The organism is Fodinicola acaciae, from assembly GCF_010993745.1.
Taxonomy (GTDB): Bacteria; Actinomycetota; Actinomycetes; order Mycobacteriales; family HKI-0501; genus Fodinicola; species Fodinicola acaciae.
The window spans coordinates 1-13,842 of the sequence record NZ_WOTN01000004.1; the positions used below are offsets into that span (position 1 = coordinate 1).

General features: G+C 60.2%; 21 protein-coding genes and 2 pseudogenes. 10 read left to right on the forward strand and 13 right to left on the reverse strand.

Features of this window, described 5'->3' with window-relative positions:
• The first annotated feature begins 117 nt into the window (after positions 1–117).
• Positions 118–399, forward strand: coding sequence for a hypothetical protein (locus GNX95_RS35195; protein WP_163512133.1), 282 nt, complete (start codon positions 118–120; stop codon positions 397–399).
• A 43-nt stretch (positions 400–442) separates the two neighbouring features.
• Here the strand turns inward: GNX95_RS35195 and GNX95_RS35200 are convergent, their stop codons facing one another.
• The 6 genes from GNX95_RS35200 to GNX95_RS44530 all read right to left on the reverse strand — a co-directional run bounded on the left by GNX95_RS35200 (position 443) and on the right by GNX95_RS44530 (position 3,834).
• On the reverse strand, positions 443–1,495 hold the full coding sequence (locus GNX95_RS35200; RefSeq protein WP_163512134.1) for a Fic family protein: 1,053 nt from the start codon (positions 1,493–1,495) through the stop codon (positions 443–445).
• 127 nt (positions 1,496–1,622) lie between these two features.
• On the reverse strand, positions 1,623–2,114 hold the full coding sequence (locus GNX95_RS35205; protein WP_163512135.1) for a DUF3846 domain-containing protein: 492 nt from the start codon (positions 2,112–2,114) through the stop codon (positions 1,623–1,625).
• A 169-nt stretch (positions 2,115–2,283) separates the two neighbouring features.
• Positions 2,284–2,541 (reverse strand): hypothetical protein, encoded by a 258-nt coding sequence (locus GNX95_RS35210; RefSeq protein ID WP_163512136.1) that lies wholly within the window; start codon positions 2,539–2,541, stop codon positions 2,284–2,286.
• Between the two features lie 109 nt (positions 2,542–2,650).
• Positions 2,651–3,055 carry a hypothetical protein gene (locus tag GNX95_RS35215; protein WP_163512137.1) on the reverse strand — a complete coding sequence of 135 codons (405 nt, stop codon included), beginning with the start codon at positions 3,053–3,055 and terminating at the stop codon, positions 2,651–2,653.
• Between the two features lie 202 nt (positions 3,056–3,257).
• Positions 3,258–3,662 (reverse strand): hypothetical protein, encoded by a 405-nt coding sequence (locus tag GNX95_RS35220; protein ID WP_163512138.1) that lies wholly within the window; start codon positions 3,660–3,662, stop codon positions 3,258–3,260.
• Positions 3,646–3,834, reverse strand: coding sequence for a hypothetical protein (locus GNX95_RS44530; protein WP_163512139.1), 189 nt, complete (start codon positions 3,832–3,834; stop codon positions 3,646–3,648). Before GNX95_RS44530 ends, GNX95_RS35220 begins: the two co-directional genes overlap by 17 nt.
• Before the next feature lie 52 nt (positions 3,835–3,886).
• On the opposite strand from GNX95_RS44530, the pseudogene GNX95_RS44535 reads away from it, so the two are divergent.
• Positions 3,887–3,970: pseudogene (locus GNX95_RS44535) on the forward strand (hypothetical protein); the annotation flags it as partial.
• A 117-nt stretch (positions 3,971–4,087) separates the two neighbouring features.
• On the opposite strand, the gene GNX95_RS43600 reads toward GNX95_RS44535, so the two are convergent.
• The 6 genes from GNX95_RS43600 to GNX95_RS43940 form a co-directional block, all read right to left on the reverse strand.
• Positions 4,088–4,225, reverse strand: coding sequence for a hypothetical protein (locus GNX95_RS43600; protein WP_246281892.1), 138 nt, complete (start codon positions 4,223–4,225; stop codon positions 4,088–4,090).
• Between the two features lie 166 nt (positions 4,226–4,391).
• Complete coding sequence (locus GNX95_RS35235; protein ID WP_163512141.1) at positions 4,392–4,733, reverse strand: hypothetical protein; 342 nt, start codon at positions 4,731–4,733, stop codon at positions 4,392–4,394.
• The gene (locus GNX95_RS35240) at positions 4,717–5,106 is read right to left on the reverse strand and encodes a hypothetical protein (protein WP_163512142.1); all 390 of its coding nucleotides are present in this window, start codon (positions 5,104–5,106) and stop codon (positions 4,717–4,719) included. The genes GNX95_RS35235 and GNX95_RS35240 overlap by 17 nt, the downstream gene beginning before the upstream one ends.
• On the reverse strand, positions 5,103–5,435 hold the full coding sequence (locus GNX95_RS35245; protein ID WP_163512143.1) for a hypothetical protein: 333 nt from the start codon (positions 5,433–5,435) through the stop codon (positions 5,103–5,105). The genes GNX95_RS35240 and GNX95_RS35245 overlap by 4 nt, the downstream gene beginning before the upstream one ends.
• Positions 5,435–5,704 carry a hypothetical protein gene (locus GNX95_RS35250; RefSeq protein WP_163512144.1) on the reverse strand — a complete coding sequence of 90 codons (270 nt, stop codon included), beginning with the start codon at positions 5,702–5,704 and terminating at the stop codon, positions 5,435–5,437. The genes GNX95_RS35245 and GNX95_RS35250 overlap by 1 nt, the downstream gene beginning before the upstream one ends.
• Before the next feature lie 475 nt (positions 5,705–6,179).
• The gene (locus GNX95_RS43940; RefSeq protein ID WP_281356994.1) at positions 6,180–6,311 is read right to left on the reverse strand and encodes a hypothetical protein; all 132 of its coding nucleotides are present in this window, start codon (positions 6,309–6,311) and stop codon (positions 6,180–6,182) included.
• A gap of 213 nt (positions 6,312–6,524) precedes the next feature.
• On the opposite strand from GNX95_RS43940, the pseudogene GNX95_RS44540 reads away from it, so the two are divergent.
• The 4 genes and pseudogenes from GNX95_RS44540 to GNX95_RS35265 all read left to right on the forward strand — a co-directional run.
• Positions 6,525–6,737, forward strand: a pseudogene (locus tag GNX95_RS44540) (helix-turn-helix domain-containing protein); the annotation flags it as partial.
• Between the two features lie 47 nt (positions 6,738–6,784).
• A complete protein-coding gene (locus tag GNX95_RS35255; RefSeq protein ID WP_246281893.1) occupies positions 6,785–7,375 on the forward strand; it encodes a DUF5753 domain-containing protein in 591 nt (196 codons plus the stop codon).
• A gap of 16 nt (positions 7,376–7,391) precedes the next feature.
• A complete protein-coding gene (locus tag GNX95_RS35260; protein ID WP_163512145.1) occupies positions 7,392–7,604 on the forward strand; it encodes a DUF397 domain-containing protein in 213 nt (70 codons plus the stop codon).
• Positions 7,605–8,448: 844 nt separating this feature from the next.
• Positions 8,449–9,330, forward strand: coding sequence for a hypothetical protein (locus GNX95_RS35265; RefSeq protein WP_163512146.1), 882 nt, complete (start codon positions 8,449–8,451; stop codon positions 9,328–9,330).
• Between the two features lie 1,053 nt (positions 9,331–10,383).
• Here GNX95_RS35265 and GNX95_RS35270 read toward each other — a convergent pair.
• The gene (locus GNX95_RS35270) at positions 10,384–10,821 is read right to left on the reverse strand and encodes an NUDIX hydrolase (protein ID WP_163512147.1); all 438 of its coding nucleotides are present in this window, start codon (positions 10,819–10,821) and stop codon (positions 10,384–10,386) included.
• An 86-nt stretch (positions 10,822–10,907) separates the two neighbouring features.
• On the opposite strand from GNX95_RS35270, the gene GNX95_RS35275 reads away from it, so the two are divergent.
• The 4 genes from GNX95_RS35275 (at position 10,908) to GNX95_RS35290 (ending at position 13,840) form a co-directional block, all read left to right on the forward strand.
• Complete coding sequence (locus tag GNX95_RS35275; RefSeq protein ID WP_425483934.1) at positions 10,908–11,684, forward strand: GntR family transcriptional regulator; 777 nt, start codon at positions 10,908–10,910, stop codon at positions 11,682–11,684.
• Between the two features lie 517 nt (positions 11,685–12,201).
• Positions 12,202–12,774, forward strand: coding sequence for an ATP/GTP-binding protein (locus GNX95_RS35280; protein ID WP_163512148.1), 573 nt, complete (start codon positions 12,202–12,204; stop codon positions 12,772–12,774).
• On the forward strand, positions 12,771–13,361 hold the full coding sequence (locus GNX95_RS35285) for a dTMP kinase (protein ID WP_163512149.1): 591 nt from the start codon (positions 12,771–12,773) through the stop codon (positions 13,359–13,361). Before GNX95_RS35280 ends, GNX95_RS35285 begins: the two co-directional genes overlap by 4 nt.
• Positions 13,358–13,840, forward strand: a complete 483-nt coding sequence (locus tag GNX95_RS35290; protein WP_163512150.1) for an HhH-GDP family DNA glycosylase — start codon at positions 13,358–13,360, stop codon at positions 13,838–13,840. Before GNX95_RS35285 ends, GNX95_RS35290 begins: the two co-directional genes overlap by 4 nt.
• Positions 13,841–13,842 lie beyond the last annotated feature (2 nt).

Sequence of the window (13,842 nt, forward strand, 5' to 3'; positions counted from 1 at the left end):
CCCCCCCCCCCCCCCCCGCTGGATTTTGATTTCAGCGTGGAGGGTGACTGTTTGCGCTGTGGAGCAGGTCTGGGGATAGGTCCGACCATCTATCAGCTCTAAACGAGGTAGTACGTCATGCATCGTGTTCCGCACAGCGAATTTCTCGAAGACTTCGTTCGTCCAATACAACTCAGGCCGCGCCAGACATTGGGACTTAAGATTGGCCCATTCGGCAGAGCCATTCGAACACCAAAGATCGAGTTCGATATCGAACCTGATGACGATGATGTCATAGTCTTCGGCCCGACCCGGCTCAATATCGACGATGACAGCTTCGTGCTGTACTACACGATCGACAACTACGCCGACCGGTCAGTACAGCTGATCGTTCATCGCATGCCGCTGCAGGGCTTCTGAGTGTTGTCACTTCTTGATACGGATATGTGACCCGAGCCGTATTTCAGGCCACGTCAACACTTCCGATCGGAAAATAATAGTTCTCGGCCGACTCCTGAAGCTGCTTCAAGTACAGCTCACGGAAGTTGGCCAGCGTGCCTTGTTCGTAGAATAGGATCAGGGCACCTTTGTATTCCTGTTCATCGACGCCACGGTAGGACAACGGCGGATAGCCGTACGCCAGTAGGACGGCGTTTGCCACGAGTCGAGAGGTTCGTTTGTTGCCGTCAGCGAAAGGTTGCAGGTAGGCCAGCAGCACCAGACAGGCCAATGCCTTCTCGACCGGCTGCTGCAGCTCATTGATGACTGCGATGACCTGGTCGAGTTCGGCAGCGATCTCGGTCTTACTGCCTGGCGGCGTGTAGACCGTGCCTGTAATGCCGACCGGCCGCGTACGCAAGCCGAGCGGAACGTCGAGACCTGCTACTAACAGCTCATGGACCTGTAGCACTTGCTGGCGGCTCAGCTGGCGAAAGTCCACCTGGTGCTGCCAGACATAGTCAAAGGCCCGCTTGTGGTTGAGGATCATGACCGCTTCGGCATGGTCGTGGCCGGATGCCTCTTGCGCGTCTCTCAGCAGGCGTTCGGTGTCCAGCAAGCTATAGGTGTTGCCCTCGATCTTGGAACTCTTCCAGCTCAACTCAATGACGAAGCGCTCCAGATCTCGCCGTGCCGTCAGACTGTCACCGACCCGCCGGCGAGCGCGCGCCGCTGTCTCAATGAGCGCGGGCAGCTGGCCGATGCTGCCGTCGAACAGCTGGAATAGATCCGGTTCCAGATGGCGGTAGCGAGCACCACGAGCGTCCGGATCCTGAGCCAAGTAAGCGTTAGCATCCCAGAGCACTACAGCCCCGGCCGGCCCAGTCAGCCGGTACTTCGTGGCGCGGGCTTCGCCGCGGGAGTGGATCAGGCCTTTGGCAAGCAGGTCATTGAGAGCCCGGATGGTCGTGACCCGACTTTCGCCGATGGACGTAGCGATGTCGGCACGCGACAAAGATACGCCTGCAGCCAGCAGACGCAGTATTGCTTGTTCTCGTGGGGAAATCGGCACATTCATGTATAACTATCGTAACAAAATGTGACGATTTTACCAAGCCATTGAGTCGATCGCACACCAGACCGACAACGAAACTCGACCGCTCGCGTAAGGTAAAACCCCGGTCGAACCTCGGCCGGGGCAAACGTTAGGCAGCGGGTACGACTCGTACGTCGGCAACCAAACTCCAGCGCTGACCAAGATCGACGGCGTAGACGTAGGCGCTGAACCAGTCATCGAACGTCCGCCGGTTCCGATACCAGCCATCGTCGCCATGGACCATGACCTCGACTCGAAACCGATCGCCATGAAAGAACAATCGGACGTAGTCGTCAGGCACGTTCCGGTCCTGGCTATGCCGGTCTGGTGCTCCGACCAGCAGCGCATCGCCGCAGATCGGGTCACGACCGCGGAAGGCACTGTTGTGCACCCAGAGGAGAACAGTCGCCCGTTGGTTGAGCGGCATGTGGTTCCACTTGCCGTGCTCGTTGACGTACAGCGAGGCACCCGGCCGCGCCAACGTCACCAGCTGCAAGTCACCCTCGACCGCAGCCCGATACGCCGCGATGTCGCCGGGAACAATCTGCTGTTTGCGCACGGGTTGTTCATCATCCGCCGGCAGATAGATTGCGGTGATCACCGATCACGCACCTAACGAGACCGCACGAACCTGTGCCTGATGGGCGGTCTGTCACCACCAGGCCCACACGCGAAATGGGTCTGCGCGTACGAGTCTGCCGGTGAATGTATGCGCCAAATATATCGCGCTACTGGTCGGACAGCCGCTCTAAGCGGGGCTTGTCCGTCATCTACGTCAGTTGCTCATCTATCGACCTGACCAGTTGACGGGCAGCATCGTCGTAGTGCATACGAAGCTCATTCGCCACGCACTGAGCTTTAGCCGCATCGCGCTCGGTCAACCGAAAAACCAACTCCGAGTAGAGCAGACGCTTGTACTCCTCGGCTTCGTTCGTACGCTCGGCGACATTCTGTATCTTAGGGAAGAATCCGGCCTCAATTCGGCCGACAATTTCACGTGAGCCGATATACAACGCAACAATCTGCATTGGCGTAAGCAAATCGATCGCAGCTGCTAAATTTGTTCAACTGATGACATGTACGACTTGATAGTGGCATGGAATGTCTTTTATAGCAAGCGCAAGCACCACACAGCGCTTACGCGCCGAGAGGCACCGTTGTGTACACCACACCGCCTTGGACCTGAAGTTGAGCGTCCGATGTCCATTCCGGATAAAACTGCGGCTTAACCATACCGTACGACGGATCGATCATCTCTACACCGTACGTATCTTGGCGCCATACCCGATGCCATTCGGTGTTGAATTGACAGGCTTCGGATTCCGGGAGTATCCGGCCGTGCGTCACCTCGGCAAACAGTGGCGTGAGATCCTTTGCCACAACCACGATGCGCAGGTTTGTGTTCTGGCAGGGGCCATATATTACCTGGACGGTGATATCGCGCTGGTTGGACGAGTACCAAGCAGCAGCGCCGAGCCCGATGCCGGAGGCCAGGACACAAGTCGCAAGCAGTGCCGCGACAAGCACTAACCCCTTCGACATACCGGCCAGTTTCGCGATACCTGACGATCGCTGCCTATCCGCCGTACGGACAGTCTGGACAGAGAAGAAAGTCCATGCGGCGCCGCCTAGACGAGCGTCAGGACCGACGATCGCACGGCGCCTGATCGGGAAGTCCGCGTCGCGAGCTGGGACGCCGCTGCGACGTCGGTGGATGGCCGCGTGCCGATGCCGGCGCTGGCGACTAGCCCTCCTCCTCGTCAGCTGCGGTCTTGGGTTGCGGCCGAATCCGCGGTAGCCGGCTGGCAGCAGTGCCGACCGGCGTAATCGTCAAGGAAGCACCACTCGGCAACTGCAATCTTTGTTGCGGCTGCGGCGAGCGGCGGTGGCTCTTGGGCCGCGGTTGAGTGGTGTCGACGGTGACGGGCTTCGGCAGCGGCTGGGGTTTCGGTTGGCAGATGTCGAAATCAGCCAACGGCAGCCCAGCTTCCGTGACCACCAGCTCGGCCTGGAGGTGCGCGTCGCATTTCCACGGCTCGCCACAGCGGCGGCAGGTGGTCTCGCCGGCGTCGGCAAACGGCAGATGGCGCTCCAGGCGAGCGATGGCGGCCTCGATCAGCAGCGGCAGATTCTCAGTCACGGCAGCCATCCACCAGCGAGGCGTCGTCCAAGGCGGGATTTCCGTACGACGCAATGAACGTCGCGGTATCCAGCTGCAAGAGATACGAGGCCCAGCTCTGGCAGGCATGAGCCGCCAGGTCTTCGCCATAGGCGGTGTAGTGTCTGGCCACGGCCAGGTAGATGGCGCGCTCGCGCTGCATCGTTGCCTGCAGCTGGTCGGCTGCGTGCGTCGAGCGGTCGGCTCCATTCCGGATGGAGGCCAGGAGTTCGTTCTGCTCGACATGGACAGCCAGCAGCTCGCACCAACGGCGGCGCAGAAAGCCGTGGCCATCAACCAGCACATCCGGCCGGCCGCGAATCCAGTCCGCCAGCTGCCAGCGCAAGCGGGCCACGGAGCTGCCAAATTCCGTGCGCAAATATCGCTGCGCCACGGGGCCGACCGGCATAGGCACCCTAGCCACGGCGGTCACAGCCACATGGCAGTTCGCCGTCCAGCAGCTTCTTGCAGCCGATGCACGTCCGCATTGAGGCATTGGTCGTGGCTAAGACTCCAGCCAGAAAGCCAAGCAGCACACCGAAGAAGAGATCCATAGGTTCTCCTTGACGCTGGAAGAAATACGGTCACCAACGCCAGCCCGGATACAGCGGCCCGCCAAACAAAACGGGTCACTGCTCGCCGGCTCCGGGCTGGCGTTGGGGTTGAGCTGCCGGCGAGCTTGGCGCGGTATGGCCGGCAGGGAACTGTGCGGTGGCGGGCTCACGCCGAGTTGTCCAAGTCAGTGCCGAGCTCGGCCAGCCACAGCTGCTCGACGTACCGCTGAGCGTCGAACGTTCGTAGATGTGCCGCCCAGCTCCAGTGCACGTACGCGGCCGGGACATCGTCGTCGCGAGCCCTTAGCTCACCAAGTTGCTGGCAGATATTGGCTTCACGCTGCACCAGTTGGTGCAACTGGTCGGCCAAGGCCGGCAGGCTGACACCTTCGCCGACACGAGCGCGTACGGCGTCCTTATCGTCCAGCACGTCCAAGAGCTGGTTGGACAACGCGGCGTACACGTGTCGCCCCAGCGTCGATCGCTGGCCGTCAGTCACGCTTGCCACCCAGTGATTCTTCGGCCTGTTCCAGCCAGATCTCTTCGACGTATTGCTGCGCATCCACCGTCCGCAGATAACCGGCCCAGGCATCGGCCAGGTACGAGGCGCAGGGGTCGCCGTCGACTAACCAGAATTTGCTCAGCCGCTGGCAAGCCGTGGCCTCGCGCTCCAGAATCTCGTTCAGTTCGCTCGGTAATTCAGCCCAGCTGCCATCTCGCCGCTCTACCCGGTCGATGAGCGCATATTTGGCCATGACGACGCCTTCCAGGTCGTCCAGGAGGCTGGAGTACTGCTTGTAACGCGCCGACGATGCTGGTGCCGATACCTTCGTTCGCCGGCGTCGGTGCCAAGCCGGCAAGACACGGCCGGAGGCAATCACGCCGGCACCTCGATCGAGGTGAGGCCAAACTGGGCCAGCCACAGCGTTTCGACGTATCGCTGGGCAGCAAGCTTGTTCAGGTAGCCAGCCCAATTCCAACTGGCGAGGGCGGAATGAATCTCGTCGTCGACCGTCCAGAAATCCGCCAGCCGGTCGCAGAGAACAGCTTCGCGTTGCACCAAGTCGTGCAATTGGAGCGCCAGTTCGCTCAGACTGCCGTCCCGCCAGGTAATGCGGCGACGCACAGTGGCCTTGGCATCCAGGATGGCCTGGAGCTGTTGCCAGGTGTCGACGTACTGCTGTTCCCGCTCGGCTAACGACGAGGCCATCACGAGCCGGCTTCCAGGCTCTGACCAGTGGTGCCGAGCAGCTGTTCGGCAACCTCTTGCCGCCGGTACCGCCGGACCGTACGCACGATCTTGCTGACTTCAATCCATTCCTGCGGCAGGCGGGAGTTGGTGTAGAGCGCGACGAGCGTCTGGCCACAGCGATCGCAAGCCCCGGCCAACAGCTCGGCGTGGCCATCCAAAATGGCCCGTGCGTCAATACAAGCTGAGACGGTGACGGTGTGGACGCAGTCCACGCTGGCAGCTGCCATAGCTGACCTTTCACTTAAGAAGACTGGAAAAACATCGAGTGCGGCTCATCTGGCCGGCCGAACAGTTCGATCATGGGAGCCCAGTTGCCGGGTCCAATGCGGTCGCTCAAGCCGCCCAGCAAGCACTGGCAAAACCAGCAGCGCGCCGCCAGAAGGAGCACCTTGCTGTCGGCCGGTACCCAGAGCTGCAAGCCGACACCGGGGACGTAGCGGTCGTACGGCTGGTGGTAGCCGTGGCGGCAACGCATGAATTCAGATCTCCGTTCGGCCGCACTGCAGCAAGTTCGACGTGGCCTGCCACTCACCGATGCGCTCTGGCGATTCGCGTCGGCCCAAGCCCAGCAAGTTGGCGCCGCAGCGCTGGCACGTCGCGCCGATCAGTTCGACGCGGACGCCGCCGACCCAGGCACAGAGGCCGAGACCGGGTAGGTAGAAGCCCATTGGGCGGTGCTCGCGACTGGCACAGGTGTGCATGTCAGATCAGGGAGTTCGGCGAGGCCGGAAACTTCCGGCAGATGTAGTCGGCGACCGTGTCCCAGGCCGCGGTGGGATCGCCTTCCGGCTTGACCAGCATCTGGCGGCAGTGCTGGCAGCGTGCCAGTTCCAACGTCTCCTCTGGTCGGCAGATCGCACCGGCAGATTCGCCGAGTAGATGGCGGTGGTGGCGGTTTAGGGGCATTTGCCCTCCCTGGCCCGGTCGCCCGTGTTGGCCCCGTTACGGTGATGGACACCCTGCCAGGGTTCGGCCCAGAATGCAATTCCCGATTTTCAACAGACCCGGAATGGTGCTGACCCGCCACCGTGGTGCACACTGACCGCCATGCCACCAAGGACAAGCCCCACCGTTCGCCGGCGCCGCCTGGCCGCAGAGCTGAAGCGGCTGCGAGTTGCGACCGGTATGACGATCGAGCAAGCCGCCAAGCAGGTCGACATCTCGAAGTCGTCGTTGTCGCGCATCGAGAGCACGGAAGTGTCGGTACAGGTGCAGAACGCCAAGGCGTTGCTGGAGCTGTACGGCGTCGACGAGGCGGACATCGAGCCGCTGCTGCAGATCGCGCGCGAAGCTCGCAAACGCGGCTGGTGGCGCATAAGTACAGCGACGTGTTGCCGGACTGGTTCGAGGTCTACGTCGGGCTGGAGGCGGCGACGTCAGAGATCAACAAGTACGAACCGGCGCTGGTGCCAGGCTTACTGCAGACTCCCGACTACACGCGCGCCATCATCCGAGCTGAACATCCCAACATCACGCCGGCCGAAGTCAACCGGCGGACGGAGCTGCGGATGCAGCGCCAGCAGCACGACGATGAACCGCCGAAGCTGTGGGTTGTGCTCGATGAAGCCGTCATCCGGCGGCCCGTCGCCGGTCGAGCCATTATGAAGGCCCAGTTGGAGCACTTGATCGAGGCGGCCAGCCTGCCCGGCAACGAGATCCAGATCTTAGGGTTCGCTGGCGGCGAGCATGGCTCGATGGGCAGCTCGTTCTCGATCCTGCGCTTCCCTGATCCGCAGGACACTGGAGTCGTCTACCTGGAGATGCGCGCTGGTAGCCTGTACTTGGAAGAACTGCACGAGATCGAGCAGTACACGACCCTGTTCAACCACTTGCGCGCCAGCGCACTTGGCCTACGCGAGTCGCTGGCCATGATGAAAGAGGCGGCAAAGGCACTGTGATTGGGAAGGGGGACAGATGAGCAGCATCGACCTGTCCCAAGCCGTATGGCGCAAGAGCACCAGGAGTAACGGCTCCGGTGACTGCGTTGAGGTGACCGACCACCTGCCGGGTGTGATCGGACTCCGTGACTCCAAGAACCCGGCCGGCTCAGCGCTCGTCGTACCAGCTGCCGGTTGGACGGCGTTCGTACGGCACGTTGGCGGCGGCAGCTTAGCCGCCGATCACTAGTCTCAACGTACGCAATGCAGCGCTCCGGCCGATTTGGCTGGGGCGCTGTTCGTTGTGGAGGAGAAGCATGCGCCGCTGATAGCAGCACTGGCTCCAACACTTCGGCCTTTTCCGCTACTACGATTGACGACTTAGAGGAAGCCGACCACGGCCCAGCCGATGGCGAGCCTCTGGCATGAAGTGACCTCTGCTTTTGATGACGTACCTGCCGACGAACTGGATCGGTCGTTGGACATGGCGAGACTGTGGTCCCAGCCGCGCAGTACTTCTTACGGCTCCCCCATGGCGTCCGCAGCCAGGCCAGTTTGCAGCCTTCGGCAAGCCTAACTCGGTGGCTGCAACAGCCGAGGGACGAAAGCAATCCACCGTAGAGAATGCGCTGGATGTTGTGTGTGTCGACGACATTGCTTACGACTGCCTGAGTCGGCCGACGCAATCGGCATAGAAATAGAATTATCTGATCGATATAGACGCATCGACCGAATCGAGATGATCGCACCACTACGCTTGGTCCGCGTCAACCTTGGACCCAAAACCGGCTAGGCGCCTGACCACAATTCCAGTCGAGTGCTCCTGCTCTGCTGCGCTATGCCTCAGCCGCACGCCGGCTAAGGTGATGGCGTTTGGCCCTAGTCAGCTCGTTACTCTGGACTAATCTGATCGAACTTTCGGCTGAACGACTGTGCCAAGGACTGGCCAGGTCCATACTTAGCAAAACAGAGGATACTACTTAACACAGAAGCGGGCATCCTTGGGTTAGCAACCAGGCACACGCCGCAGCGTCGAAGACGTCCACGTAATGGGTGATCACCCGCATGGAGAATCGAGGTAGGGAGCGTCATAGGTGTTAGACAGTTTCGTCGCATGGTTGGACGACTACCTCATCGGCAAGCATCCATCCGTCGTCGTAAGGTCCATCGTCGGTCTATTGGCCTTTGCTTCGCTTCTGGGCGTCATCATCGGCAACACCGCCGTGAGATTGGGGATTCTCCTCGCCGCACTTCTGCTTATTCTGGCTGCCGCACTAATCTTACTTGCAGATCGGCGAACGCTTCAGCAAACGTCGGACCGTTACCAACGCCTTCTCGCTCGATATTGCGAGTTCATCAACGCCGATCCCCAGCCAACGATACTGATCAAACATTGGGATCAGCATGTCGCAGTAGACTCAAAAGGAGACACGCACGAGTTCGTGACAATTAAGGCTGTGTCATTACGGGAAAATCTCTACTTTGTGACGCTACGCATTGGGCCAAGCTGGAGTCAACCCAAAAAGTATCGCGACAAGGTAAAGGTCGACATTCGTAGCCTTCTCATCGACGGGAATACCGGCACCAGCTGGGATGTTACTTCGTCATGGCTACACGACGGACGCATTAACATCGTTGCACATCTCCATGATCCCGTGAAGCGCGACAGCGAGATGACCATCCGCATGGAGCGGACCTGGCCAGGAAAATGTCTACCCCTGATGATGAACCATCAGCCTGATGAGTTCATCTTACGATTCAACGAAGCCATGCCCATAGAAGCGGCGAGGTACATCGTCGTTCTGCCGGCGGGAGCAGACGCCCACTACGAGCCCATAGGCTTTGCTCAATCGGATGCAGGGTTCGGTCTAGAAGCCGGAACGGATGCCGAAAACCGCCGGACGTTCACATTGACGACAGCGTCTTTCGACTCTAATCGTCGAGTAGGAATGAGGCTGGAGCTGAAGCGAAAATAGGAAAACACAGCCTTCACTGCTGAAGTGGCTGTGTTTTCGAAGCAAACCGCTTGCTAGTTGCCGTCTTCGCCACCAGATCGAGTCATGTGTCAATCCTCCTTCCATACAATCATGCACTGCGGGCCGAACCATGTCAAACCTGGATCAAATCGGACTCCGTGACGTCGTGGAGCTCGTCAACGCGCACAGACTACAGCTACCGGGCAGGACTGTTCGTGAGGACGCGCCGACTGGCACCTCATCGATCACTGCGATCCGGGTCGTACGAACGAGCGCCGAGATGTGGACTCAAGAATTTCGCCTGAATGCCCTCGCGCCAAATTTTCCAGCCCTTCGTTCAGAACCCATACGAACGCCACACCGATCGTGGAAAGATCCATCCGTCAAAACTGACATCAACGGTTTTGGCGGGCACTGCCGTCGGCGACGCCTCAAGCGTGAGCCGGAGCAGCTCGACGTGGTCGGCGGCGGTGCCTGACCCAGCATCGCCCGGCCACAGGGATCGCCGCGAGTGTCGCACCGCCAGCGTCTTCCGGACGGTCAGAAATGTCAACAACGGATGGAAACCCCACGTATGTTTCAGGTCGCGGCGGCGTTCTCCTTGTCCGGATGAGCCACCACGATCGTGGCATCCGCGTCAATAGTCAACTCCTCGGTCAGATCCGGCACCGCGCCAGCCGCCCACGCGGCTTCCCACGCCTGCTCGAAAGATCTCGATCCCGGTCAACCGGCGTCGCAGTCCGTGCGACTGTACGAACCTCTGTCATGTGGCGTGATTGAACGCAAAGGTCTACGGACTGATCGCATCGCCCTAGGTTTGCAACTGCGTGCTTCCGGCCTCGGTAATCTCCCATTTCGTACCGCGACGGTCTGGGTCCGTCCTGCTGCCAGGCCGGATGAGTCCCCAAAGACTCCTACGCGGTCACGTCATCACGGCTGCTGGTCCGGAAGGCTACCGAACATCACCCACGCACACCTCAAACCCGCAGCCTAAAACTTGACACAAATGTGAAGAAGCTGGCGACCAAGTTGATCTAGGAGCTACTGGCATCGCTACGTCGGGTCGGCTAAGAGATTGACACCATCGTGAGATCGAACGTGCGGTGCATCCGCATCCAGGGCATCGAGAACCCGGACGGCGTACGCCGGCGTCATCGCTTTAGTGACCTCGGCAGCATTCATCCAGGCGACCTCGCGCGCCTCGCTCGTTGGACGCGGTACTTCTAGACCTGGGTAGCAGCGGAAAACGAGAGCGACGATGCCGCGGACGAGGTTTTTGTAGACGCCAGTCAATCGCTCGACGGTCACGGTGATGCCGGTTTCCTCAGCAATCTCACGACGGAGCCCATCCTCGATACTCTCGTCGAGTTCCAGTACGCCACCTGGCATCTCCCAGTGGCCGTTGTCAGCCCGGCGGATGACAAGCACTTGGTCGTCATCGTTGACGATGATGCCGGCGACGCTGACGGAGTGCCGTGGCAGAGCGTTCACTGCGGTGCACCTCTCCGAGTTGCGATGTACACGGTTTCAGGTCGTGCCAGACTAGGACACATCTAGTGTTCTAGAGGAGTGACCTGGTGCTTTGGGGGGCCGTCGACCGGCGAGGTGATCGGCCAGCGTATCGGCAGATCGCGGCCATGATTCGCGACGCCATCCACGCTGGCCAGTTGACACCTGGCGAGCAGCTCCCCTCGTACGGCGAGCTGGCTGACCAGTTCGGGGTTGCCCTGATGACCGCCCGTCAGGCCGTGCAGGAGCTGAGCACCGAGGGCTTGATCTCGATCGAGCAGGGCCGTGGTTCCTTCGTCCGGCCGCGGGTGCCGGTCCGCCGGCTGGCCTCGGACCGGTTTGCTCGTCGACACCGCGAGGCCGGCAAGGCAGCCTTCCTGATCGAGGCGGAGAAGAGCGACTACACGCCAGGCGTCGATCAGATCCAGATTAGCCGCGGCTCGGCGCCAGCAGGCGTCATCGAACGGCTGCGCCTGGAGACGGGCGACGAGGTAGTCATCCGAGCTCGGCGCTATCTAGCGAATGGTCAACCAGTCGAGCTGGCCACGTCTTACATTCCAGTGGCACTGGCCGACGGTACGCCGATCAGCGAGCCCAATCCTGGTCCCGGCGGTATCTATGCTCGCTTGGAAGAGGCAGGTCACACCCTGGCGCGCTTCAGCGAGGACGTCGGCGCGCGCATGCCAACAGCCGAAGAAGCGCGCCAGCTGAAGTTGCCATCATCGACACCGGTACTCACCGTCATCCGAACGGCATACGACACGAACGACCACGCGGTCGAGGTCTGCGACACGGTCAAGTCGGCGTTGGCGTATGTCCTGCAGTACGACTTCTCGGCCCACTAGCGCAGCTAACGCTCCGTAGCTCACCAGCTCTCAACCGTTGCTGAAACTTATAGAAGACTAGTAGTATCGTCCGCAACTGAGGGAGGCCCCTTGTCTCGTACCTGCACCAGATTGCACCTCCACCGGCCGCCAAGACCCGACTCACCTGGTCCGCGTTAGATGGCGACTGGCAATGCCGGTTCGCCGGCTTGGACAACGTCGCGTCGTCAGCTTCCGCGTCACGGCGCCGAGCCGGTGACGGGCACCGGACAACGACGACTTTCGGAAAGCAAGTGTCCAGGCGGCTTCCGTCAACAATCAAGGCGAAGAGCCTCGACAAGTTGACGCCTGCTACAGGCGGTCGGCAATTGATCACCTGCGCAGGCATTCTTGCAACCAAAAATTGACGCTGCAAGAAGTGTCCCATCGCGCGGTCCTCGCGCCTATGGTCGCGTTGCCGGAGCGCTGCGCCCCCGCACGGCCAAAGACACACCCTTGGGCGGCGGTCAGTACGGAGTAGGACAAGGGATAGGACCAAATGACGAGGCGGGTGGCAGTGAAACGGGCGTTTAAAGTACTCGTCACCGGCACTCACTCGACCGGAAAAAGTACGTTAGTCGGCGAACTGGCTCGAAAGGTCAGCTTGACCGACTCGACGGTGTTGCCCGAGTCAGCCCGCGATTGTCCCTTCACCCTGAACAGGGAACAAAACGACATCAGTACAGCCTGGCTCCTGGCGGCACAGCTGTTGACCGAAACCGACTACCAGACTCGCCTGAATGTGCGCTGGCTGATATGCGATCGCGGCTTGCCAGACATCCTCGCGTATCACCAGGTCGCGACAGGCAATACACCGCCTTGGATGGATGCGCTGGCCGCGGAGTGGATGCCGTCTTACGACCTCGTCCTGCTGGCTCGTCCCGATCCAGGGAGATTCATGCAACCCGACGCGCTGCGCCTGGCTGACCGCAGGTTCCAAGCCGAGGTCCAGGCCGCAATCGAAGAACGGCTAACAACAACGGGCGTCAACCATTCACTCTTGCCTCACGATTTTAATGGTCGGATCGCTCTCGTGCGCGAGATATTGGCGAATTCGGGAGTGTCTGCATGAGCGGCATTCTCGTGGCGCTGGAAGGGCCAAAGTCTGTCGGCAAGACCACCCTGATCGGGAAGTTGCGACAGCAAACCACGACTCCTGACTGGCTATTCACCAAAGAGCCAACGGACAGCTTCAACCTTGGCAACGAACAAAAGTACGCCGGTGAAGATCTGGCCGCGCGTATCGCCTTGGATCGAGCTCGTCATGTCGAAAATGTGATTCGGCCTGCCCTGGATGAGGATCGCGTTGTCGTGACTGACCGGTACATCTTGTCGTCGTTCGTCTTTCACTGCCTCGACGGAACCGACGAAGACACCGTTAGGCGACTAAATAGCCAGTATCCCCATCCGGACATCATGCTTGTTTTACTTTGCTCTCCCCCAACACTGGAGCTTCGACGGAGCCAGATCGAAAGTCGCACGCGATTGTCCAATGCCATACCGCCGGAGCGGGAAATCCTTGGCTACCTTCGCTATCTGCGCGCGTGTCGGAGTCCAAGTACGGAAACATTGATTTGCTACAATGAAGAAATGAGAGATTGTGAGTATATCGCGCAAAAATTAGCCGTGTCAGTTGCAGTGCGGAGGCATCAGTCATGAGCGACTGGCTGCCGGATGGCAAGCTGCCAGATGTGGCAACAAAGCACGGCTCGTTTCTGTTTTTGGTCGGCACTATTCTCAATCAGAACATCTCCGGCGAACTGGCCTGGAAGGGCGTTGCCCGCCTGTCTGAACGAGTGAGTTTGGCACCGGAACAGCTCGTCGCCTGTCCGCTCGATGAGCTGACTGACAAGATTCGCCAGGCACCATCAATCCACCCGTTCGCAACTGCGATGGCGCGAGCTATTCATGCCGCCGCCGATCGGGTCTGTGAACAGTACGACGGCGACGCTCGGTCGCTCTGGCGTCAGACGGCCAGTGCTGATCATGTTGCGACTCGACTGATCCAGTTTCGGCAAATCGGCCAACACAAAGCTGACGTAGCGGTGTTTCTGCTCACCACCGTCTACGGCGAATTGGATACGGCACCAGAAGGGGTCGAGCACGCCTGCCCCTCACTTCTTGCCTACTTAAATTAGGC